General features: G+C 69.4%; 19 protein-coding genes. 5 read left to right on the forward strand and 14 right to left on the reverse strand.

Annotated elements, in window-relative coordinates:
- Positions 1 to 46: 46 nt before the first annotated feature.
- The 6 genes from ACFU8Q_RS23865 to ACFU8Q_RS23890 form a co-directional block, all read right to left on the reverse strand.
- Positions 47 to 2,680, reverse strand: a complete 2,634-nt coding sequence (locus ACFU8Q_RS23865) for a S8 family serine peptidase (RefSeq protein WP_384457224.1) — start codon at positions 2,678 to 2,680, stop codon at positions 47 to 49.
- A gap of 220 nt (positions 2,681 to 2,900) precedes the next feature.
- Positions 2,901 to 3,359: an SRPBCC family protein gene (locus ACFU8Q_RS23870; protein ID WP_384457226.1), complete on the reverse strand. Its 459-nt coding sequence runs from the start codon at positions 3,357 to 3,359 to the stop codon at positions 2,901 to 2,903.
- Between the two features lie 1,062 nt (positions 3,360 to 4,421).
- Positions 4,422 to 4,829, reverse strand: coding sequence for a hypothetical protein (locus ACFU8Q_RS23875; RefSeq protein ID WP_384457228.1), 408 nt, complete (start codon positions 4,827 to 4,829; stop codon positions 4,422 to 4,424).
- A 131-nt stretch (positions 4,830 to 4,960) separates the two neighbouring features.
- Entirely contained in the window at positions 4,961 to 5,695 is a 735-nt protein-coding gene (locus ACFU8Q_RS23880; RefSeq protein WP_384457230.1) for a translation initiation factor IF-2, read from the reverse strand.
- Positions 5,696 to 5,779: 84 nt separating this feature from the next.
- Positions 5,780 to 5,989, reverse strand: a complete 210-nt coding sequence (locus ACFU8Q_RS23885; protein ID WP_384457232.1) for a hypothetical protein — start codon at positions 5,987 to 5,989, stop codon at positions 5,780 to 5,782.
- A gap of 459 nt (positions 5,990 to 6,448) precedes the next feature.
- Complete coding sequence (locus tag ACFU8Q_RS23890) at positions 6,449 to 7,387, reverse strand: zinc-binding dehydrogenase (RefSeq protein ID WP_384457234.1); 939 nt, start codon at positions 7,385 to 7,387, stop codon at positions 6,449 to 6,451.
- An 84-nt stretch (positions 7,388 to 7,471) separates the two neighbouring features.
- Here ACFU8Q_RS23890 and ACFU8Q_RS23895 point away from each other — a divergent pair, with 84 nt between their 5' ends.
- The gene (locus ACFU8Q_RS23895; protein ID WP_384457236.1) at positions 7,472 to 8,092 is read left to right on the forward strand and encodes a TetR/AcrR family transcriptional regulator; all 621 of its coding nucleotides are present in this window, start codon (positions 7,472 to 7,474) and stop codon (positions 8,090 to 8,092) included.
- Positions 8,093 to 8,478: 386 nt separating this feature from the next.
- The gene (locus tag ACFU8Q_RS23900) at positions 8,479 to 8,682 is read left to right on the forward strand and encodes a cold-shock protein (RefSeq protein ID WP_030213732.1); all 204 of its coding nucleotides are present in this window, start codon (positions 8,479 to 8,481) and stop codon (positions 8,680 to 8,682) included.
- 209 nt (positions 8,683 to 8,891) lie between these two features.
- Here ACFU8Q_RS23900 and ACFU8Q_RS23905 read toward each other — a convergent pair whose 3' ends face one another.
- The 3 genes from ACFU8Q_RS23905 to ACFU8Q_RS23915 form a co-directional block, all read right to left on the reverse strand.
- Entirely contained in the window at positions 8,892 to 9,086 is a 195-nt protein-coding gene (locus ACFU8Q_RS23905) for a hypothetical protein (protein ID WP_384457238.1), read from the reverse strand.
- Positions 9,087 to 9,341: 255 nt separating this feature from the next.
- Entirely contained in the window at positions 9,342 to 9,722 is a 381-nt protein-coding gene (locus ACFU8Q_RS23910; RefSeq protein ID WP_384457240.1) for a hypothetical protein, read from the reverse strand.
- 748 nt (positions 9,723 to 10,470) lie between these two features.
- Complete coding sequence (locus ACFU8Q_RS23915) at positions 10,471 to 11,013, reverse strand: carbonic anhydrase (protein ID WP_384457242.1); 543 nt, start codon at positions 11,011 to 11,013, stop codon at positions 10,471 to 10,473.
- A 224-nt stretch (positions 11,014 to 11,237) separates the two neighbouring features.
- Here ACFU8Q_RS23915 and ACFU8Q_RS23920 point away from each other — a divergent pair, with 224 nt between their 5' ends.
- On the forward strand, positions 11,238 to 12,134 hold the full coding sequence (locus ACFU8Q_RS23920; RefSeq protein WP_384457244.1) for a PP2C family protein-serine/threonine phosphatase: 897 nt from the start codon (positions 11,238 to 11,240) through the stop codon (positions 12,132 to 12,134).
- Here the strand turns inward: ACFU8Q_RS23920 and ACFU8Q_RS23925 are convergent, their stop codons facing one another.
- The 5 genes from ACFU8Q_RS23925 to ACFU8Q_RS23945 all read right to left on the reverse strand — a co-directional run bounded on the left by ACFU8Q_RS23925 (position 12,135) and on the right by ACFU8Q_RS23945 (position 17,864).
- Positions 12,135 to 13,967 carry a glycoside hydrolase family 15 protein gene (locus ACFU8Q_RS23925; RefSeq protein ID WP_384457246.1) on the reverse strand — a complete coding sequence of 611 codons (1,833 nt, stop codon included), beginning with the start codon at positions 13,965 to 13,967 and terminating at the stop codon, positions 12,135 to 12,137.
- A gap of 252 nt (positions 13,968 to 14,219) precedes the next feature.
- Positions 14,220 to 14,924: a class I SAM-dependent methyltransferase gene (locus ACFU8Q_RS23930; protein WP_384457248.1), complete on the reverse strand. Its 705-nt coding sequence runs from the start codon at positions 14,922 to 14,924 to the stop codon at positions 14,220 to 14,222.
- On the reverse strand, positions 14,921 to 15,424 hold the full coding sequence (locus ACFU8Q_RS23935; RefSeq protein ID WP_384457250.1) for a hypothetical protein: 504 nt from the start codon (positions 15,422 to 15,424) through the stop codon (positions 14,921 to 14,923). Before ACFU8Q_RS23935 ends, ACFU8Q_RS23930 begins: the two co-directional genes overlap by 4 nt.
- Before the next feature lie 2 nt (positions 15,425 to 15,426).
- On the reverse strand, positions 15,427 to 16,863 hold the full coding sequence (locus tag ACFU8Q_RS23940) for a molybdopterin-dependent oxidoreductase (RefSeq protein ID WP_384457252.1): 1,437 nt from the start codon (positions 16,861 to 16,863) through the stop codon (positions 15,427 to 15,429).
- 527 nt (positions 16,864 to 17,390) lie between these two features.
- The gene (locus ACFU8Q_RS23945; protein ID WP_384457254.1) at positions 17,391 to 17,864 is read right to left on the reverse strand and encodes a MarR family winged helix-turn-helix transcriptional regulator; all 474 of its coding nucleotides are present in this window, start codon (positions 17,862 to 17,864) and stop codon (positions 17,391 to 17,393) included.
- 26 nt (positions 17,865 to 17,890) lie between these two features.
- Between ACFU8Q_RS23945 and ACFU8Q_RS23950 the strand changes: the two genes are divergently transcribed.
- Together ACFU8Q_RS23950 and ACFU8Q_RS23955 are read left to right on the forward strand one after the other, a co-directional pair.
- A complete protein-coding gene (locus tag ACFU8Q_RS23950) occupies positions 17,891 to 18,667 on the forward strand; it encodes an alpha/beta fold hydrolase (RefSeq protein ID WP_384457256.1) in 777 nt (258 codons plus the stop codon).
- Between the two features lie 142 nt (positions 18,668 to 18,809).
- Positions 18,810 to 19,922, forward strand: a complete 1,113-nt coding sequence (locus ACFU8Q_RS23955; protein WP_384457258.1) for an ABC transporter substrate-binding protein — start codon at positions 18,810 to 18,812, stop codon at positions 19,920 to 19,922.
- Positions 19,923 to 20,548 lie beyond the last annotated feature (626 nt).

Consider the following 20,548-nt stretch of genomic DNA (forward strand, 5'->3'; position numbering starts at 1 on the left):
CAGGGGGCCCGTCGGCTGTCGTCGATGTGGATCCCGCGCGCCGCCGTCAGCGGACCAGGGTGACCTCCGGGGAGGTCCAGGTCTCGGTACCGGGTGCCTTCTGGGGATCGGCGAGCGCCTTGTCGAAGACGAACCGCAGCCGGTAGGTGCCGGCGGGGGCGGGGGTGCCGTCGGCCAGGCTGGCATCCCAGCTGTAGAAGTCCATCCCGGTGCCGGCACCGGAGTTGCGGCTCACCCAGGAGGCGTCGTACGGCGTGGCGACGACTCTGCCGCGCGCGTCGAGGACTTGGAGGCGCATCCGCTCAAGCAGGGGGTAGCCGTGCGACAGCATCACCCATGCCTCGTCGTTGGCCGTGCTCGCGTCGGTGAGGTCTACGGTGATCGGCACACTGCGGCCGAAGCTGAAGTAGCCGGGGCGCAGCGCCGGATTGTCCAGCGTGGTGTTGACTGCGGAGAAGGTGGGGTTGATCGCGGAGACCGCGTCGAAGTCGCCCGCCATGCCCAGGTAGGGCACCCGAATCTCCGGAGAGGCCGCGTCGACTGGGGTGAACTCCACCCAGCCTCCGAACAGGGTGCCCTGGGGGACTCCGTCGGGCTGCTCGATGTGCACGGTGACCGTGCTGCTGCCGTGCGCGGCGACGGTGAGTCGGTCGACGCCGTGGACCCGGGCGTCACCAGCGGTGTCGACCGGCTGCCAGGAGCTGGTGTACGGCGGGGCGGCGGAGACCGCGGCGCTCTGCCCGACCTGGTACGTCACCGTCTGGTCGGTCGGGTTGTGCACCGTGACGCGTCGGATCCGCTGCCGTCCCTCGAGGTCGCCCAGGGCCAGCTTGGAGGGGGTGGCGGTCGGCCGGCCGCCGGAGACCGACGCCAGGGCCGCCATCGCGTCTACCCGCCCGGCACCCTGCTGGGCGACGGGCTGCAGACCGCGCTTGTGGTCGCCGGTCATGGCGAGCGGAGTGGCGGTGTTCTGCAGGGTGGTGCGCACCTGGTCGGGGGTGAGGCCCGGGTGGGCCTGAAGCAGCAGGGCGATGACACCGGCGATGTGCGGGGCGGCCATCGAGGTGCCGGAGTTCACGCCGTACCAGTTGAGTGCCTTCGGCATCGCCGAGAGGATGTAGCCGCCGGGAGCGGCGATGTCCGGCTTGAACTCCAGTTCGTTGCCGGGGCCCCAGGAGGAGCTCTGGTCCATCAGCCCGGCGGCGTCGGCATTCAGCGGGCTGCCGGCGTAGGCGCCCCAGGTGAGCTTGATCCCGGCCGGTGCGGCGAGGATGCGTTTGGCGTCGCTCTCGCGGATCGCCACCAGCGGAATGCCGGTGGTGCCGCAGCACGGCGACACGGGGATGGTGTCCGGGTCGGTCCTCGGCTCGTGGTAGATCGCGCCGACCGCCCCAGCGGCCTCCGCGGTGCGGGCCAGGTCCAGCGGGCGGCAGTTGAAGGACTCCGCAGGGTCGGTTACCGGGGCGATGAGGGCGATCCGACCGGCGAGGCTGTCGGCGGGCAGCGGATCGCAGCTGGAGGCCATGGGGGTGATCGGGCTGCTGCCCGTCGCGGGCGCGGCCGGGGCGCGCCCGGAGTCCTGGTACGGAACGGGGGTGGTGGAGCCGTCGTCGAGGGCGAAGGCCAGGTACGGGTAGCGGTTGCTGTAGGTGCTGCCCACGGCTATCGCGCCGTTGGCGACGGCCGGTGCCGCGGCGTTGAACGGACCCGCGTAGCCGTTGCCGACGGAAACGACGGTGGGAGTACCGGAGGCCACGAGGTTGTCGACGGCGAGTGAGAGCACGTTGCTGCTGCGCTCGCCCTTCGCGCCCAGGCTCATGTTGACGACGTTCACACCGTCGGCGGCGGCCCGGTCGAGCGCGGCGATGATGATGTCGTCGGTGGCGGCGTTCTTGGTGCCGAAGACACGGTAGGAGCGCAGGGTCGCATCCGGGGCGGCCCCCACGATGTGCTCGTCGTCGCCTGCGACGATGCCGGCGACATGGGTGCCGTGTCCGGCGGCGGGCCCGTACTGGTCGTCGTAGGGGTCGGCGTCCTCGTCCGCGAAGTCGTAGCCGCCCAGGACCTTGGAGTTGGGAAAGCCCCCGCCGCCGAGCGCCGGGTGGTCGTAGGCGATGCCACTGTCGACGATGCCTACGGTGACGCCCTTGCCGGTGTAACCCTGGCGATGGGCCTGGGGGACGCCGGTCAGGTCCGTGGTGGTGACGACTTCCCGACCGGACGGTGCGTCGGTGCGCGACCGGGCGGTGCCGCCTGCCTGGGCGACGGCCTTCTTGAGGACGTCCTCGGAGACCGGGGTGGGCTTCTCCGGCGCTTCGTACACCACCGGCTTTGAGACGGAGGCCACGCCGGGCAGTGCGGTGAGCCGGTCGGCCTGCGCCGCGGGGACCTTCACCACCAGGCCGTTGACGACGTTGCGATAATGGCGGTGGACGGTCAGTGGAATCCCTGCGTGCCCCGCCGCATCGACCAGCTCCCGCTGGGAGTCGTCGACGGCGTGGCGCGCCGCGGCACGTTCCTTGGGAGAGGATCGCTGCGCGGCCGGTGCACTGTCGAGCGTGATGATGCGGGTTACGGACGGCCCGGACCGATCGTCCGTGGCTGCGTGTGCAAGGCTGCCGGGCACGGCGAGTGGCAGCAGCAGGAGAGCGGCCGCTGCGGTGATGGATTGTCTGTTCACGACCCGAGATCCAAGCCCGCGCCTCCGTAGCGGATCAATCGTTTGCAGTGTCGCGTTCTTGACATGTCGAAAACTCGACGTGGTCCTGTGCACGCGGCAGGCCTGCCCGAGGCAGGTGGGAACCCGGATCGCTCCGGCGAGTGCCCGGTCAGGTCCGCCACCCGACCGGTGCCGTTGAGCGCACAGGTTGCATCAGGCACCCACGTCGATGGGCACGACGTCAAGCCGGCCGCGCCAGGCGGGCCGTCAGAACACGGGCCCGGGCCTGCTGGACCGCCCCCGCCTGGGAGGCGGCGAAGCGGAGCAGGCCCGGGGGCGTCCGCAGGTGCAGCGTGTCGGTGACGACGCAGCCGGCCTCATGACGGTCGATGGTGAAGCGGTAGCTCATGCGGACCCGGCCGGGGCTGCGGACCTCGCCGGATATCTCGGCGGACTGCGGAAGACCGTCCGAGACGGCGACGAGCGTGACGTCGATGATGTTGTCCTGCCGTAGGACGCCGAGGAACCGGAAGCGCTCCACGGCCGTGTAGTGCACGGTCCCGCCGCTGCGGCGCACGTCGCGGACGGCGACGAGGAGCGGCGACAGGCCGACGTAATGCGACGGTTCGGCCAAGTGCGCGAAGACCTCCTCAGGCGGCGCTGCGATGCGGAACGTGTGTTTCAGCTCGGCGGACGGCACCTCGGACCCTCCTCGATACGGTGTGGTGGCACGGTGATCCTCTCATCGCGGGTGCTCGTAAAGGTTGTTGAGCCCTCGCCCCAAGAGAGGTGCGCATTACAGGGCTCCGGGTCAGCGATCCGGTACGGTTTTTGGCGCCGCAAAACGCGTCCGACGCAAGATAGTTCGGCGTGCCCGGCGGACACCGTCGAGCCACGTCCACGGCGTATGCTCGCTCCCGTGAGCCTGTGGTCATGGGGTTCTCATCGGCGAGGCCACAGCCTCGAGCCGCCACGCCATCGGTGATGCGGCTCAGCCGGGCGAGTGACAGCGGCCACCGCAGGCTGCTACCGGGCCGGCCGGTGTTCCAGGATCGGTGCCGCCGCCGTCTCGGGCGGAATGTGCATCGACCACGTCTGCGCCGTGCGATCGACTCGACCACGGCTGATCGAGGAGTCCCATCCCATGCGCCGGGCTCGAACCCGCGCACCTGCCTGAGGTTGACGACGGACCACCGAGTGATGGTCAGCGACAACTGCGCTGACAAGTACGCCGAGTGGACAGTCTCCTACGGCTCCGCCGGGCCCGGCAGCGTGGTGTGGGTCGACATCGAGCACACCCCCGGCGACTGGCCTTCCTGTTCGGGGAACGGCAGAGCAATCAAGGCATCGGTGATCGACAGCTGCTCCTCAGCGGAGCCTGCGGACCGGGGCTGCCGGATAGCGCCGTCGGGGACCGGTGGTGGTCGTGATCCTCCACGGCGCCGGAGTCGATAGAAGCGGCCAGGGTGTGCTGGACTTCCATCAACATGTTCACCGCGTTCTCCCACTGCTCGGGGGTTGGGCGCTCCGAACGCTCTTCCTGCATCTTCTGCCTCCAATGCCTTGGATCTACCGATGAGCCACCCAAGAACAGTGTGGGCGCAGGCCAGGGACGTGCTGACGATGTGGCTTGCGAACTGGAGCCGGGCTTCGCACCCGAACGACTACGCTGCTCTCGGCCCGCCGGAATGGAGCGTGCAGGACAGGTCCGCCCCGGTCCCCGTGACGGGTCGCGATACGGCCGGGCCGGGAGCGCCTGGCCCTACAGCGGCCGGGTGCGCTGAAGGCTCAGAAGCGTGTAAGGCAGGTCAAGGTCTCCCATGGCCTTGTCGATGACGGGTTTCATAGGGTTGCCCGCCAGCAGCGGGCTGATCGCCGCTGCTGCCTGGAGTAGGGCCACGCGAATCCACAGCCGCTCCGCGGTGATGTCTCCCTCACCGCCCTTGGGCTCCGTGGTGAACTTCAGCTTGCCCTCGTTCGTGATCAGGAACGCATCGGAGGTCGCGCCCGTGGTGGGGGAGTAGGTGGACTGATGACGGTAGACCGGGTACACGTCGGCTGTGCCGTACGCCTTGACCAGGTTGTCGAAGTTCTGCAGCTCACCGAGCAGCCTCTTATGAATCCGCTCGCTTTCGTTGTTGGCGAACACCAGCGACTCCGGGGACGGCACAGGGCTCGGCTCCGACAGTACTTCTACCTATGATCCCGGTCCGCTTCCGAGGGACGGTGGAGGCGATGGGCGACATCGCGGAGGCGGCGGGGAAAGTGCTGGCGGCTTCTCGCCGGAGCCAGGCACCCCGTTCAGTGCGGTGACGGTTTCGGGTCCAGGGCGTTGCCGATGGTGCAGCCGCCCTCTCCGGGCATCCGTTGGATGCGGGGCGGCACCCACACCTCGGTGGCGCCGGGGCCCACGCGGGCAAGAAGGCAGTCCTGCGCGTCGAAGCCATTGCCCTTTACGGACAGGAGAACGCCGACCCGGCCGCCGTCCGCCTTCACCTCAGTACGGATCGCCGGATGCAGGTCCAGGGCGGCGAGCGTACGGCGCACCTCGGCCTCGTCCACCCGGCCGCCCTCCGGCACCCGGGGAAGTTTCGCGCGGAGCTCCTCGTACGGTAGCCGGGGGGGTTCGGGTGGCGGGGCGAAGGTCAGCGGAGGGCCATCCGGGCAGTCCACGTCACGGGGATCCTCACGCCACTCCGACTTGGGCGACACCCGCACCGCGAAACAGCGCCGCACGGTGACCTCCTCGGGGTCGAGCCATCCGTTGTACGCCGAGCCGGACGTGCGGACGACCACGTCGACGCCGTTCCCGTCGTGTGTCGAGGTACCCGTCACCCGCAGTACCTCCACCCCGTCGATGCCGGAAGCGGAGCGCCCGACCTCCTCCGCCGTGCGCGGACGCTGGCCGTAGAGCCGCTCGCCCGCCTTCCTGGCTACCTCGCGTGCGGCGTCCGTCGCCTCGTCCCCGGAGGACTGCACCACGCCGCAGCCGACGGTGAACAGCAACAGCGGGGCGAGCAGCAGCAGTCGGCGCATGCGTCCACCCTTCCGGCGCCGCGCGCGGCGGGCCACTCGCGTACTCAGACCGGCGTAGGTGATCGTACCCAGCCGGTGCGACGATCAGACGTGGGCGCACCCCGTGAGGTTCCGGCGGCGGGCGTACACCTCGAGGAGGTCGACGGCACGCTGTACGTGCGCTGTGGCGAGGTCGGGGACGACGGGTGGCTGGCTGAGAACGTCGGCGGGTACGGCCTGGGCGGTCAGGAACTGCCGCCAGGGTTGGGCCGGAGCGCTGCGGGGCGGGGTCGATGCCGGCGGCACCGAGGTCACGTGCTACGTGGAACGGCTGCCCGGCGCTGCTATCGCTCTCGCCAACTCCGGCCCGTTGCAGATCGAGTTGATCCAGCCGCTCAACGACGCGCCGTCGCTGCTCGCTGCGTACGGCCGACGAGGGCCCGCGGCACATCGCGTACTGGACCAAGGAATACGACGTCCGCTACGCGGACCTGCTGGGCCAGGGCCACGTCGAGGGGCCCGCGGGCCGTATCGGCGACCGAGGCCGCTTCTCCTGCTGGCTGCACGAGGAGGTCTCAGGGGCGATCGTCGAACTCCCCGAGTTCACCAGCGAGAAGGCCGGGTACTTCGAGCCGATCGTCGAAGCCGCCCGCATCCGGGACGGCAGCGATCCGATCCGGCGTCGCGACTGAGCCGGTGCCGAACAGGCAGGGTGGGAGGGGCCTTTCGGTCCTGCCCGCCCCGCCACAGCCTCCGTGGTCGGGCCTGATCGGCTCAGTCGTAGATGGCGACGAGTCGCCCCACCACTTCGCCGCGCTTGAGCCGCTCGACGCCCTCGCCGATCTCGTCGAAGCCGATCCGGGTGATGCGCGAGCTCACCTTGCCGTCGGCGATGAGGCCTATGACCGCCAGGCAGTCCTCGGGCGTGCCGGCCTGGGAGCCGAGCAGGACGACCTGGTTGAGGGTGAGCGTCTGGAGGTTTATGGTGCCCTCCGCGACGCCGAGCCCCACCTGGACCACGCGGCCGTCGCGCCGGACGACCTCCACGGCGCCCGCGGTGGTGGTGCCGTATCCGGCGAAGTCGACGACGACGTCGAGCCCCTGGTCGGCGAACGCGTCGATGTCGGTGGCCACGTCCTTCACGCCTAGCTCACGGGCGTAGTCGTGCACCTTCTCGTTCTTCTCGGCCACGTAGACCTCGGCGCCGAGCGCGAGCGCCACCTGCGCACCGATCGAGCCGAGCCCGCCGATACCGATGATGCCGACCTTGCTACCGGCGGTTACCTGCCCCTGGACGACGACGGCGTGGTACGAGGTGAGCCCCGCGTCGGTGGCCGCGGCGGCCTGGTCCCAGGCGATGGTGTCCGGCAGCGCGATCACCAGGTCCTCGCGGACGGCGACCTTGGGCTGGAAACCGCCGTCGGACGAAGTGCCGGGACCTTCGATCGCGGCGGGCACGGCGACCCGGTCGCCGACGGCGAACCGGGTGACGCCCGCACCGACCTCCGAGACGACACCGGCGATCTCATGGCCGAGGGTGATGGGACGGTAGGGCAGCAGGGGCGTCAGTGTGCCGTCGAGGAAACCGACGTCGCTGTGACAGAGGCCCGCCGCCTTCACAGCGATGACGATCTCGCCGGAGCGCGCGGTCGGCTCCGCGACCTCATTGCGGCTCAACGGCTTTCCGACCTCGGTGAACTGCCAGGCTTCCATGCGTGCTCCCCATGTGTGATCCTTACCGTAACGCTATTAATGGTACTCGGTACCGAAAACATGGAGCAGGGAGGGAGGTCCCGGATGCAGCAGGCCCGAAGGGGGCGCGGCCGGCCGCCGGTGGCGTCGCGCGAGCAGATCGAGGCGGCAGCCCTCGATCTCTTCCTGAGCCAGGGCTACGGCGCGACGGGCATCGCCGAGATCGCCGCGGCGAGCGGCATCAGCCGCACCACCTTCTTCCGCCACTTCCCGTCGAAGTCGGCGATCGTCTGGTCCGCCTTCGACGACCACACCCGCACCCTGCGCCGCCTGCTGGCCGAAGCCAACGACGCGGCGCCGGTCATGACGGTCGTCCGCGCGTGCATCGTCGAGGCCCTGCACAGCTCCGTCGACGAGCAGGGCATCTGGCTGCGCCGCTTCGTCGTCCTCGACGGCTCCGCGGACCTTCGGGCGGAGGCTCTGGCGCACTGGGTCAGCTGGGCCGACGCCGTGGCCGACTACGTGGCGGCACGCGCCGGCGGCAGTGGGGAGGACTTGCGGCCCGCGAGTATCGGCGGGGCGATGCAGGCGGCGTTCCTGGCCGCCCTGCGTGGCTGGCGCACGACGTCGAGGCCTGCCCCCGAGCTGCTCGCCGCACTGGACCAGGACCTCGTGCCGCTGTGCGAGGTGCTCCAGGGGTGGCTCGACGCGACGCGGGTCGCGTGAGCCGGTCGCTGATCAGGTTGCGGCAGGCTCCTTCGGTCGCGCCGAGGATGAACAGCAACGGATTGCGGGTCGACGCCTCGTACCAAGGACTCGGTCATACGCGCCCGGACCTCGCCTCTGCCTCAGACCGTGCGCGTTGCTCGAACCCCTGCCCCGGCTCATCGCCCGGCCATGAGACCGTCCAGCCGCGCCGCCTGAACAAGCGGCAGGGGAGAGGCTGCGGGCAGAAAGCCACCGGTGCTGCGAGCTGTCGAGGGTTGCTGTAACAAGATCGGATTGGTGAGTGTAGGTGTGGGTGGGCTGGGGAGGACGGGAGTGGGCGCCCGAGGAAGGGCGCTGCAGCGGTCCGGCCCAGGGCCGCTGCAGAATTTGACCAGGGGACGAGCATGGCCAGCGGCACCGTGAAGTGGTTCAACTCTGAGAAGGGCTTTGGTTTCATCGCCCAGGACGGAGGCGGACCGGATGTCTTCGCGCACTACTCCAACATCTCGGGCAACGGATACCGCGAGCTGACCGAGGGCGAAGCCGTGACATTCGACATCACACAGGGCCAGAAGGGGCCGCAGGCGGAGAACATCGTCCGCGGCTGAGTCTCCGGCCCCGCTCATTTTCCTTCCCTCGGCGCCCGCACCGTGCACGGGCGCCGTCGGCATGTCGTGACCAATCGTGCTACGCCAGCGACCTCGAACAGCGAAGGTCGATTCACGCACCAGCGGGCGCAGCCTCGTTGTCAGTGCGCGGTGAACCCTGTACAGGCGATGAAACTGTTCGAGCCGTCGCCGACCGCCCAGACAACGGTCTACGTACCTGGCGGATAGAGAGCAGCGGCGCCGGAAAAGACTCCGGGCCACGTCACGTCGGCGGAAGTGTCGGAGCGCACTTCTGATCGCGCCAGCCGTGAGGTGCCGTCGGGCATGTACACCCTGGCCAGCACCGGCATTTCGGTTTGCACGGGATCGAAGTTGCCGTACTTGTTGCGCAGAGAGAGTTCCACAGCGTCTCCGGTGCGGACCTCACCCGGGGCAACGTACTGCCACGCCCCGCCGATCTCGGCCTGCTTCTGTGGCCTGCAGTCCATCTGGTCCGGGAGATAGACGAACGGGGGAGGCTGCGGGGGCGAGGATGGCGTCCGTGCCTCGGCGGAACCAGTGAGGTTGTGTCGGGGGAGGGGCGAAGCGAGGAGCCGGCCGGTTCCCCACTGTGGCTCGGCACCGTCGCGGTCCCGGCGCTGGAGGCCGTAGCCGTCGGCTCACCTGCCCGGCGCAGCTGCCGGTCGCTGCTCAGGCTGGGAGGCGGATGAAGCAGCGACTGCTCCGCTGATGCCGCCCACGACAAGCGCGGCTGCAACAACAGAGACATACAGCCTCACACGCCGCCGCCCCCGCCGGGCGACAGCCCAGCCAAGCTCCTCGTGCGGCAGCTCCCAGTGGAGGCTCACCAGGTCGGCCACAAGGGTCGGCTGCTCCTCAGCACGAGGCACGGCGGCCGTGGCTTGGGCGGTGAGCAGCCTTGCGCAGCCGCGGCTGAGTTCGGCCGCGGTCGGCCGGTCGCCGGGATCCTTGGACAGTGCCTGCTCAACCAGAGGCAGCAGATCGCCGGGCACGCCGAGCAGGTCCGGTTCGGCGGACATGATGCGGAAGGCCACCGCATCGGAGGCGCCCGCGCCGAACGGCAGGCGGCCGGACGCGGCGTTGGTTATCAGGGTGCCCCAGGCGAAGACGTCTCCTTACCAGCCTCGGATGAGACCACCGTCTGAGGCAGCGGAGCAACGCTACGGAGGAGTCATCCGGCTTGTCGGCTGAGTCTTCATCGTGCTGTCGCTGTACCCACTCGCCGCTGAGACGATCCGACTGTTCCTGTAGGTCTGTGAGCGATCTTGAAAACCGTCGTGGCAGCGGTGTCACTGAGAGTTCAAATCCCACACCCACCGCAGATGAACGTCCCCTCACCAGGCGATGCGGTCAGGGGCCGTTCTCATGAGTGCTGTCCGTCAGACTCCGTGGTTCCCCGTCAGTTCCCGCTTGATCGGGCACGGGAGGGGCACGGGCACTTCTGATCCGTAGCTATAGCCGGGTCGGTCAGCGACGGTCATACCGGCCGCTCCGAAGCCCCCGAAGGACGGTAGCGGACGAGGGCGCTCGCTGGGGTTGTGGTACTGGTCTGCTGTGCAACGAAATGAGGTCGACCAGCCCACGGGCACCTCGCCATGTCCCGCTCAGCCCCCGTCAGGCCAGCCGCCGGGCCCGAAGGCCGGAGGCCCCATTGCGGAGCCACGAAAACGGAAACGGGGGAGCCGGACGGCTGGAAACTCCGTCTGTTGGGCACAGTTGCTTCCATCTCGTCGCCGGCCGGGACTGCCGGGGCATTCCGTGTGCTGCTCAGCCGGGCTGCACGACGGTGGTGATCTTCCCGGTCCCGAGGTCGTACGCGTAGCCGCCGATCTTGATGTTGCCGATGGCCGACGCGAGCTCGGGTGCCGCGCGCAGCTTGGCGATGTCCTTCTGGACCGTTTTAGACGGCTCCAGGACGGCCATCTCCAAGGAGGTCTGTTCGTCCCAGCCGCCGCGGGCGGCGTAGCCGGCGCGCAGATCGTCGTCGGCGAGCAATCCCGAACCGCAGTCGGTGTGGTGGATGACGGCGATCTCGAACCAGTCCGCGTCGGGAGTCATGTTCTCGTGCAGGTGCACGATCCAGGCAAGGTCCTGGATGACCGCCGGCGTCACGCGGCCGCCGACGTTACGTGCGACGATCGCTTCTCCGAGCCGGACGCCCAGCACAGCCGCGGGCTCCACACGCGGATCGATGCAGATGATCAGGTACAGCTGCTTGAAGGGGATGAACGGGACCCGGGGGACGTCGGCCTGGGCACCGGAGGCCGCGAAAGCCTGGTTGCGCTCCAGATATGGGGTGAAGTTCGACACGGCTGCTCCCTTCAGGAGGCGGTGGCAGCCTTGGGCTGTGGGACCAGCACCGCATGCGTGCCATCGATCTCCGCGAGCTGGCCCGCTCGGCCATGAACCGCATGACAGCAAGCCCCATATCACCATCACCCACGAGGGGAACGTGCGCCACCCACGGGTCCCCAGACCCCCCAAGCCCACCACTATCCCCAGCTCCCATCCCGTACGCCGTCGACCCACACACCGTGGAGCGGGCGTGGTTCCTGGCGTCCAGGTGGCTCGCCGCGCCCCCGAGGGCGGCGCCGGGCTGTCGGGAGGCACTCGCGCGCGGCGTCGCGTACTCAGTGGTCTACGGCGCCGAGGTGCCGCGTGACCCGCTGGCCCTGGAAGCCATCCGGAACTGCGTCGACCTCGGTGAACACGCCCGAGTCTTCCCCAACGTCGCGCTGAATCTGCTGATCTGTGACGACCGCTTCGCCGTCGTCCACGCACCCCCGCGCGAGCACCACCCACGCCACCACATCGCCGTGCAGCGATCCGCCCTGCTCGACGGTCTCATCGGCGTGTTCGAGTCGTACTGGCAGATGGCCGTTCCGCTCCCCACCAGCGACGAGGCCATGGACGATGTCGGCGCTGCCCTCACCGACGACGTCCGGCAGCTTCTCACCTCGTCCTGGAGATCCCCGACGACGGCGCCGGCCGCCGAGATGATCAACTGCGGACATCCCCCGCCTCTGCTGGTGCACGATCAGCGGGTCACGGTCCTGCACGCCCGACAGCCCCTGCCTCCGCTGGGCGTGTGCGAACGACCGATCGAGGACGACGGCATCGACCCCTTCACCTTCGAAGGCGGTGACATGCTCGTCCTCTACACCGACGGTGTCATCGAAGCCCGCTCGCCGTCCCGAGCGTTCTACCCGCTCGCCGAACGAGTCGCCTCCTTCCCCGCCACCAACCCCGATGCTCTGCTGCACCACATCCACCGCGATCTGCTCGCCCACGCCGGCGGCCACCTCGCCGACGACGCCGCCCTCCTGGTCATCGAACGCGCTCCTTCTCACCGGCCGCACCTCACACCCCATCCCATTGGTCACCACGGCCTCGGTGGATCGCCCCCGCCCCCAGGCCGTGACACGGTCTGATTAGCGTCCGGTTTCTCGTGTTGCGGGTTGTCGCTCGGCGTCGCGGATGGCACGGGCGGCGTTGATGAGTCCGATGTGGCTGAAGGCTTGGGGGAAGTTGCCGAGGGCTTCTCCCGTGGTGGAGTCGGTCTCCTCGGCCAGCAGGCCGACATCGTTGGCGTGCGCGACGGCGGTTTGGAACACTTGCCGCGCGCGGGTGGTGTGGCCGGTCAGGGCGAGGGCGTGGGCGAGCCAGAAGGTGCACAGTAGGAAGGTTCCCTCCTTTTCCTCGATCTCGTCGCCGCGGTAGCGGCGGACCAGGCCGCCCGGGTCGGTGAGGTGAGTGGCGATCGCCAGCACGGTGGACTGGACGCGGGGGTCGTGCGGGGGCAGGAAGCCGACGATGGGGAGCATGAGTGACGAGGCGTCCAGGTCGTCGCTTTCGAATGCCTGGGTGAAGGCGCTCAGCCGGGGGTTCCATCCTCGCTGTTCGATGACTTGGCGGATCCGGTCACGCTCGCTCCGCCAGTGGGGTACGTGTTCGTCGGCCCGAAGGGCGGGGGCCATGGCGATCGCGCGGTCCAGGGCTACCCAGCACATCAGTTTCGAGTGCAGGAAGTGTCTGCTCGGCCCGCGTTTCTCCCAGATGCCCTGGTCGGGTTCGGTCCAGCGGCTTGCGGCCGTCTCGGCTGCTTGGAGCAGGAAGGCCCGGGTGGGCGGGTCGAGGCTCCCGCCGGGCGGGAGGGTCTGGTGGGCCGCGTCGAGTAGTTCGCCGTAGACGTCGAGTTGGCGTTGGTGCCATGCGTCGTTGCCGGTGCGCACGGGGGTGCTGTTGCGCCAGCCGGCCAGGTGGGGCAGGACCCGCTCGCTCAGGTCGTGTTCGCCGCCGATGCCGTACATGATCTGCAGGTCCACGCCCCGGTGGAGCTGGGTTGCCGCCGCCCGGGCGAGGAAGTCGAAGAACTTGTCCTTCTCCTTCTCGCAGGCGGCGGTGGCCAGTGCCTGCAGGGTGAAGCTGGCGTCGCGGACCCAGGTATAGCGGTAGTCCCAGTTGCGTGTCCCGCCGACGCGTTCGGGCAGGGAGGTGGTGGCCGCGGCGACGATGGCTCCCGTAGGAGCGAAGGTCAGGGCGCGCAGCACGCGTCCGCTGTGGCCCACCTCGTCCTGCCAGGGCCCGACGTAGCCGCGGTGGAGCCGGGACCACGAACGCCAGCCCTCGGCGGTGTCGTTGAGACGTCGGCGGATGCGTCGAGGACGCCAGGGCGCGGGCTCGCTTCCCCAGGCCGGCCCGATGTTCAGGGCGAATCCGAGGCGGTCCGGTGCCCGCAGCGTGATCCGGCCGTGCGCGGTGGAACCGCTCACCGCAAGGTCGACGGGGCTCGACAGCAACAGTACGTGGGCGCCCCCATAGGCGGCGATCCCGCCGCGGACGCTGGACATGAGCGGGTGGACGAGCCCGAACTCCGGGCGCGGCGCATAGGTGATCTCGACGGGCACCTGCCCTTCGGTGCAGGTGATCTGCCGTAGGAGGGTTCCGGGGGAGGCGGTGCCGAGTGCGTGTCCGCGTTCGCGCCGTCCCAGGGCGAGCGCGTCGCGCAGGACGGCTGTTCCTCCGGTCGTGCGGAAGGTCGTCTCCAGTACAAGGGTCTGCTCGACGTAGCGGCGGCTGACGACGGCGGGTCCGGCGGGGCGGATGGACCAGTGGCCGGCGTTCTCGTCGAGGAGGCGGGCGAAGATCGCCGGGCTGTCGAAGCGGGGAAGACAGAGCCAGTCCACTGAACCGTCGGAGGTGACCAGGGCGGCCGAGCGACAGTCGGACAGTAGGGCGTGGTCACCGATCGGTCGCGTGCTCACCGGCCACGGCCCATCCCATTCCGGCCTGGCGACGCGGTCGGGCCTGGACGACCCGGGTAGTCGCCCTCTGCACAGACCGCTCCGGGAACCGGTGGGTCGTCCATCACAGCCTCCCTGCGCGTCGGGTTCACCTCACTCAAGCAGCACGGTCCGCGGAGCGCACGTCCCGCCGCCGGCGGTTGCCCTGACTGGGGGCGCGGCGCGGCCCTGCCACCCGCTCGGCTCGTCACCGCCACGTGGCTGGTGTCCTTGTCACGGCATCGCTCTCCCTCCCCGGGCGGGCGCGCCCCGCGGGGATGAGCCCGGGTGACCGAGGGCGAGGAAGGTCCGGGGGCCGCTCTTCCACTGGTCGGTGACGCTGAGGCCGAGGTCATCGGTGATGCGGCGGAGCGCCGGCGCCCCCAGCCGCGCCCAGGGGAACGGAGGGCCTCGGTGGCCGTGGGTGTCTTCGAACCAGGCGGTGCAGCGTTCCTCGACGTCGTTGTTGTCGACCTCGACGAGCACGACACCCGTCGGGGAGATGAGGTGGGTGCAGCGGCGTACTAGGGCGTGCGGGTCGCCGCCGATGCCGATGTTCCCGTCGGCGAGCAGGAGGGTCTGCCAGTTTCCCTCGCCGGGAAGCGGGTCGAAGACCGACCGGCACTGTGCGGTCCCGCCGAGGGCGATGGTCCGGGCGACCGCGTGGGGTGCGACGTCGATACCGAGGGCGAAGACGCCTTGGCGCAGGAGTGCCGTGCACAGTCGGCCCGGTCCGCAGCCGATGTCGAGCACGGGGCCGACACAGCGTTCCAGCAGGGTCTGGTCGGCCCTGGTGGGCTGCGCGCACCAGCGGTGCACCGGCAGCCGGGTCCGGCGCCTGTCCGTCAACCGCAGATAGACCGGCGCGCGACCGGTTTGAAGGGCCAGGGCGTAGGGATCCTCGTGTCCGGGGGGCGGCTGGTTCTCCTTGGTCGTCACAGCTTGGCGTCGTGGCCGGGTGGGGGCCGTTCATCGTCGGCGCTGGCGGCTCGCCGGATGCGGCCCAGTTCGACGGCGAAGGCCAGCGCGGACGCGCCGAACAGCACACCGGTGATCGCCAGCCATCGGCCGAGGTAGACGGCCTCGGGCAACCGGGAGGCGCCTTGGTACGGGATCGCCAGATCGAGGATGAGGGGGAACCACACGAGCAGCAGCACACCGGAAAGGAATGTGGGTACGCGCAGGTAGTTGATCCACGGCACCTGCGGTACGCGAGCAGGGCGGTGCCGCAGTACGGAGTGGGCCGTCAGGTCGGCGAGCGAGTACAGCGGCAGCAGGATCAGGTCGTGGAGGACCGCCGCGCCCACGAACCAGATCGCCACCTCCAGCGGCCGGACGGCGAATAGGCGCACGAAGGCGTAGCCGGTGAGGGCGAAAGAGCAGATCAGGACGAGAAGGTGCAGGGGTCCGGCGCCGTACCAGCGGCTGAATCGTGCCATGGTCACGTCCTAAAGGTGAGCCGGTGCACCCACTTGGTGTTGTTCACGCCGGGGTTGGCCGGGACGATGACGCGGGCCGGGTAGCCGTGGTCGAGGGAGAGATCCGCCCCGTTGACGCGCAGCGCGAGCAGGGCTCGGAGGTCGTGGATCTGGTTGCCCCGCAGCACCACCTTGGTGAACGGGCCGCGGGGCTGGATGGATTCGACCAGGACGCTTCCTGCGTCGGGCATGCCGGCCTCGGCGGCGAGGTCGGCCAGCCGCAGGCCACTCCAGTGCTGATCGTCGGTGGACCATCCCTCCACGCAGGCGATCGGCAGTGCGGCGGCGTGCTGGGGCATCGTCAGGAGCTGCTCACGGGTGAAGACCCGTGCCGGTCCGTGGCCGTGGATCTCCAGCCGCCAGTTGGGGCCGACGAGCGCGGGAGTGACGCCGACGGCCGCCGCCGACTTGTTGATCTGGAAGCTGTTCGGGCCGCTGCCCGGGTCGCGGTTGTGCGGTGCGAGGAGCGCGGTGCCGCGCAGTCGCCCGCCGATGCTCTGTCCGGCGGTCACGACGAGGAGGAGCAGCGATCCCGCTCCCACCATGCCCACCGCGCCGCGGCGGGTCATCGTCGCCGGGGCGGGGGCGGCCGCCACCAAGCCGTCGGGGTCCGGGGGCTCCGGCCGGGTGCGGGCCAGGTCGGTGCGCAGTTCGGCAGTCAGGCTGCGAGAGCGCAGGGCCCGTGTCATCCGGCCGAGTTTGAGGCATACGTGGACGACGAAGGCGGCGATGAACACCCAGGCGCCATAGAAGTGCAGACGATAGAACGAGCCAGGGAAGACGTAGTAGAGCTGGATGTTGAGGATGCCGGTGACGAACTCGAAGATGACCCCGCCGACCAGCATCAGCAGAGACAGCCGCTCCAGCCCGTGGGCGACGGAGCGCACCGGCAGCCACTCGAACAGCTTCGGGATCACCGACCACAACTTGGCCAGCAGCACCGGCACAAGGACCACACCCAACGTGACATGCACGCCCTGAGTCAGCCGATACAGCCAGTAGGGATGCGTGGGCCAGGAGAAGAGGTAGAAACCCAGCACGCCCTTGTCGGGGGTCTTGTCGTTGAGAGGGCTCAGTCCCGGGTTGTAGGAGGCGTAGGACAGCAGTCCGGTCACGAACAACAGCGGGATGCCGATCAGCAGCATCAGGCCGAACATCGACGTCAGCCAGGGACCGCGGATCGGGCTGCGCCAGAACTCGGGGCGGAACGGCCCCGGCGGCGCGGGCGTCTGTCTGATCCGCCGCGCGATGGCCCGGCCATGAGCGACGGCCGTTGCGGCATGGGCTGCCGCAGCGGCGCCGATCCGCCTCATACGCCGCCGCGCGTGCGCCTCGTCCGGCTCCGGGCGCTCCGGTCCCCCGGAGAAGCTGGAACCTGACGGCCGTCTGCCACTGTCCATCAGCCGTCTCCTCCCGCTCAGGGCCCAGTCCCCCAAGGGGAGCGATCAGCCGCAGAGGTGCTTTCCGTGCAGATCCGGTGGAACAACTACAAAATTTCACTGCCGCAGTCAATTACACGCACCTATCGTGATCACAGCCCACGCTCACACTCGTGTGGGCGCACCCCACCAGCCGAACGGTGCAACCCCCTCAGTACCTGGCCGAAGCCGGCCCGTCTGTGCCCACGCGTCCTGGACCCCACGCCCTGACTGCTCGGTGAACGCGAGGGCCGGGCCGGCTACTCGCGGCGCGCGAGGTCCTCGGGGTTGGGCTGGACCCGCGTCGTGTACGAGTGGCCGCTGTAGCCGACGGTCACCGTGTGCCGCAGCACGTCGTCCTCGGCGTCGTAGAAGACGTGCTCGATCTCCAGGTAGACCCGGTCGGTGGAGATGCCGTACGTGACCGTGCACGTCGCCGACTGATCCGCCGCGCGGGGTGGCGCAGGCCGGCCTCTCCATGTGAGCGATCCGGCTCTATGTGGCTTGGCTCAGTCGATGTCGCCATTGCCCATGAGTTCGAGGAGGCGGGAGAGGACCCGGAGGCAGGCATCGACCTCGGCGCCGGTGAGGTCGCCCCCCGCCTGGCTCAGAATCGCGCGTTCACGGTCGATCACGGCCGTGATGGCCGACCGGCCCCGATCGGTCAGCCGGTTGAGGGACGACCGCTTGTGGGCCGGATTGGGTGTGGACTCGACGAACCCCAGAGCCGTCGCGTCGTTGACCATGCGCTGCACGAACTGGCGGCTCAACGCCTGGGCCCGGCCCATCTCGGGAACGGTCATGGGCCCGTGCTCGCGCAGCAGGATCAGCACGGCCCGCACCCCCACCGACAGCCCCTGGGCGGACACGTCCTGCTCCACCTTGCGCTGGGTACGCCGGTACAGCGGCCCCACCAGGTCGAACACCTCGGTCAGCCGGTCGATCCGCTCTTCGGACGCGCGGCCCCGGTCTGTCTCACTCACCCCACCATGATGACACCTAGGTTGCCATGAATGATCTGTTCTGGCTTGACACCGGCACCGGTCGTCCACTTGTCCTGCTGCACGGCGGCTTCCTGGACCACGCGATGTGGGACGACCAGATCCCGTTCTTCGCTCCGCGGTACCGCGTCATCGCGCCGGACGCACGCGGCTACGGACAGTCCACAAACGCCGCCGCGCCGTTCCGGCACACCGACGATCTCGCCGCGCTGCTGCGCCACCTGGACATCGGTCCGGCGGTCCTGGCGGGCGTCTCCATGGGCGCCAGCGTTGCGGTCGACACCGCTCTGGAGCACCCGGAACTGGTCAGCGCCGTGGTCGTCGTCGGCGCCGGGACCAGTGAGCCGTACTTCACCGATCGCTGGACCACCGGCATCTGGGCCGCATGGCAGGCCGCGATGGCCGCCGGTGACCTGGACGCCTCGGTCGAGGCGTTCACGCTCTTCGCCGCGGGCCCGGACCGTACTCTCGACGATCTCGCTCCCGACGTCGTCGGCCGCCTGCGCGAGATGACCCGCAGCACCCTGTCCAAGCACGCCCCCGACGAACCTGACCTGCGCATCCCCGTCCACGACACGTGGAACCGTGCCGCGAAGATCGACGTGCCCGTACTGGCCATCAACGGCGCCATCGACTCACCCGACCACCTCGACATGGCCGAACGCCTCACCTGCACCGTTGTCAACGGCCACGCGATCTCGATCGACGGAACTGCCCACTACCCCAACGTGGAACGCCCGGGCGTCTTCAACAAGGCGCTCGAAGACTTCCTGCGTACCTTGTGACCACGCAACCGACTCCTCAGCCCCACGATCACCGATTGTCACTAACGGCGGCCAGATGGCTCCCAATAACTGCCCGCCAGCGGGGAATCCCAACTGGCCACCATCACCTGCGACCGAATCGTCACGAGGGAGACGCCAACGCATGAATACGCCACCATCGACATCTGAAGCGGAGCGGACTGACGGATCATCCGTCCAGATCGGCGCTCTCGTTCCGCTGACTCGGCCTGGCTGGGTCGAGGCAGGCCACCACTTGCTCGCTGGACTCGAACTGGCCGTTCGCGAAGTCAATGACGCCGGCGGCATCGGCGGAAGACCACTCGAGCTGGTAGTCCGAGACACCGCAGCTGATCCACAGAGCGCCGCGGAGGCCGTAGACGAATTGGCCCGCCTGGGCGTGGCTGCCGTGGCGGGGGAGTATCACAGCGTCGTCGCTCGCGCCGCTGCCGCCAGGGCCAACGCCCTCGGCCTGCCGTTCCTCTGCTCGTCAGCGGTTCTCGACGCGCTCACTGAACAGCCAACGCAATGGGTCGCCCGCCTCGCCCCGCCGCAGTCCCGCGGCTGGCAGATCTACGCAGACTTCCTCCTCGGCGCGGGCCACAACCGAATCGCCGTAGCAGCCCAGCCAAGTGTCTACTGGGCATCCGGGGCCCGCATTCTGCGGGACTACCTCGCTCCACGCGGCGGCACCGTCATCGAACTCGACATGAGCGCGCTCACCCCCGCAGCCGTGTGCGACGAACTCGTCGACAACCGCGCGACAGCCCTCCTTCTTCTGGTCGGCCACCCGGAGCCGGCCGTGCCGATCGTCAAGTCCGTCCGCCGCGACCAGCGCCTCGCCGAGATCATGATCGGTGCTCCGGCCGGACAACCGGAGTTCGCCGAATGGGCGAAGTTGCTCGGCGACAACGGCACCGCGATCCCGTTCTTGCGCTACCTGCCCGAGCACCTCAGCCCACTCGGTGCACGAGTCGAGACGGCCCTCCGCGAGCGGCTGGCCGAAGCGCCCTCCTTCGTCGCCTTCGAGGGCTACGACACCATCGCCGTCCTCGCCGATGTCCTGCGTTCTCACGGCGCGGACCGGGCGCGCACTGCCGAAGCCTGGCCGCGCGTCGCAGTCGAAGGCACCCGCGGGAAGATCCAGTTCTCCCGCACGCCAGGCATCAGCGTCTGGCAATGGGCTCGGCCGCCAATCCAAGTCGTTGATCGAGATCCAGCGGAACCCGATCGCTTTCGCGTCCTTCACGCCAGCTGAGAGAGCACAGAGGTCCGACGGCCCAGATCTGTCCGAACTTGAGGCTGTCGGCGGCGGCACCTCCGTCCCTGATGGATCGGCCGGGACCGACGCCGCAGTGACCGTGGGGCCGGCCCCGTCCCCTCTCCTCGACACATCAGTGCCCTCGAACGCCCTTCAAACGCGGGGCGGTTCGGGTCGGCGTACTGGGGTCGATAGTGAACGCACTAGCTGCTCTGTCCGGTGTGGACGGGTGATGCAGGTCTCGGCTGAGGGATCTTGAACGGGTGAGGGCCTTCCGGGTTCGGTGTGGATTGCGACGTCTACACCGACCGAAAGGCCCTCGTGCCCCACCGTAATGCACCCCTGACCGAGACCGGACGCCTGCGCCTGGCCCGCTGCGTCGTCGAGGACAACTGGCCCCTTCGCCGGGCGTGACGACGCCGTCGAGGTCAGGCGCAGCGGGTCGGCCAGCAGCTTCGCGCGGCGCTCGCCGAGCACTTCGAGGGCGACAGCCTTCGCCGATCCGAGTCGCTCGTATCGGGTCTGCAGGTCGGCCGGGTCGGTGGCCGGGCCGAGCTGCGCCTTGAGCCAGGCGCTGGCCGCCCGCCGGGACGGGGGTTCCCATAGGGGGCGCCGCACAACAA

The sequence above is a fragment of the Streptomyces sp. NPDC057543 genome (assembly GCF_042801895.1).
Classification (GTDB): Bacteria; Actinomycetota; Actinomycetes; order Streptomycetales; family Streptomycetaceae; genus Streptomyces.

Bases quoted from the DNA above. Each gene is read 5' to 3' on its own strand.
- ACFU8Q_RS23935 (WP_384457250.1), bottom strand. From the start codon at position 15,424: ATGGCACGATTCAGCCGCTGGTACGGCGCCGGACCCCTGCACCTTCTC.
- ACFU8Q_RS23940 (WP_384457252.1), bottom strand. From the start codon at position 16,863: ATGGACAGTGGCAGACGGCCGTCAGGTTCCAGCTTCTCCGGGGGACCG.
- ACFU8Q_RS23900 (WP_030213732.1), top strand. From the start codon at position 8,479: ATGGCCAGCGGCACCGTGAAGTGGTTCAACTCTGAGAAGGGCTTTGGT.
- ACFU8Q_RS23880 (WP_384457230.1), bottom strand. From the start codon at position 5,695: ATGCGCCGACTGCTGCTGCTCGCCCCGCTGTTGCTGTTCACCGTCGGC.
- ACFU8Q_RS23910 (WP_384457240.1), bottom strand. From the start codon at position 9,722: ATGTCCGCCGAACCGGACCTGCTCGGCGTGCCCGGCGATCTGCTGCCT.
- ACFU8Q_RS23950 (WP_384457256.1), top strand. From the start codon at position 17,891: ATGAATGATCTGTTCTGGCTTGACACCGGCACCGGTCGTCCACTTGTC.
- ACFU8Q_RS23890 (WP_384457234.1), bottom strand. From the start codon at position 7,387: ATGGAAGCCTGGCAGTTCACCGAGGTCGGAAAGCCGTTGAGCCGCAAT.
- ACFU8Q_RS23895 (WP_384457236.1), top strand. From the start codon at position 7,472: ATGCAGCAGGCCCGAAGGGGGCGCGGCCGGCCGCCGGTGGCGTCGCGC.
- ACFU8Q_RS23955 (WP_384457258.1), top strand. From the start codon at position 18,810: ATGAATACGCCACCATCGACATCTGAAGCGGAGCGGACTGACGGATCA.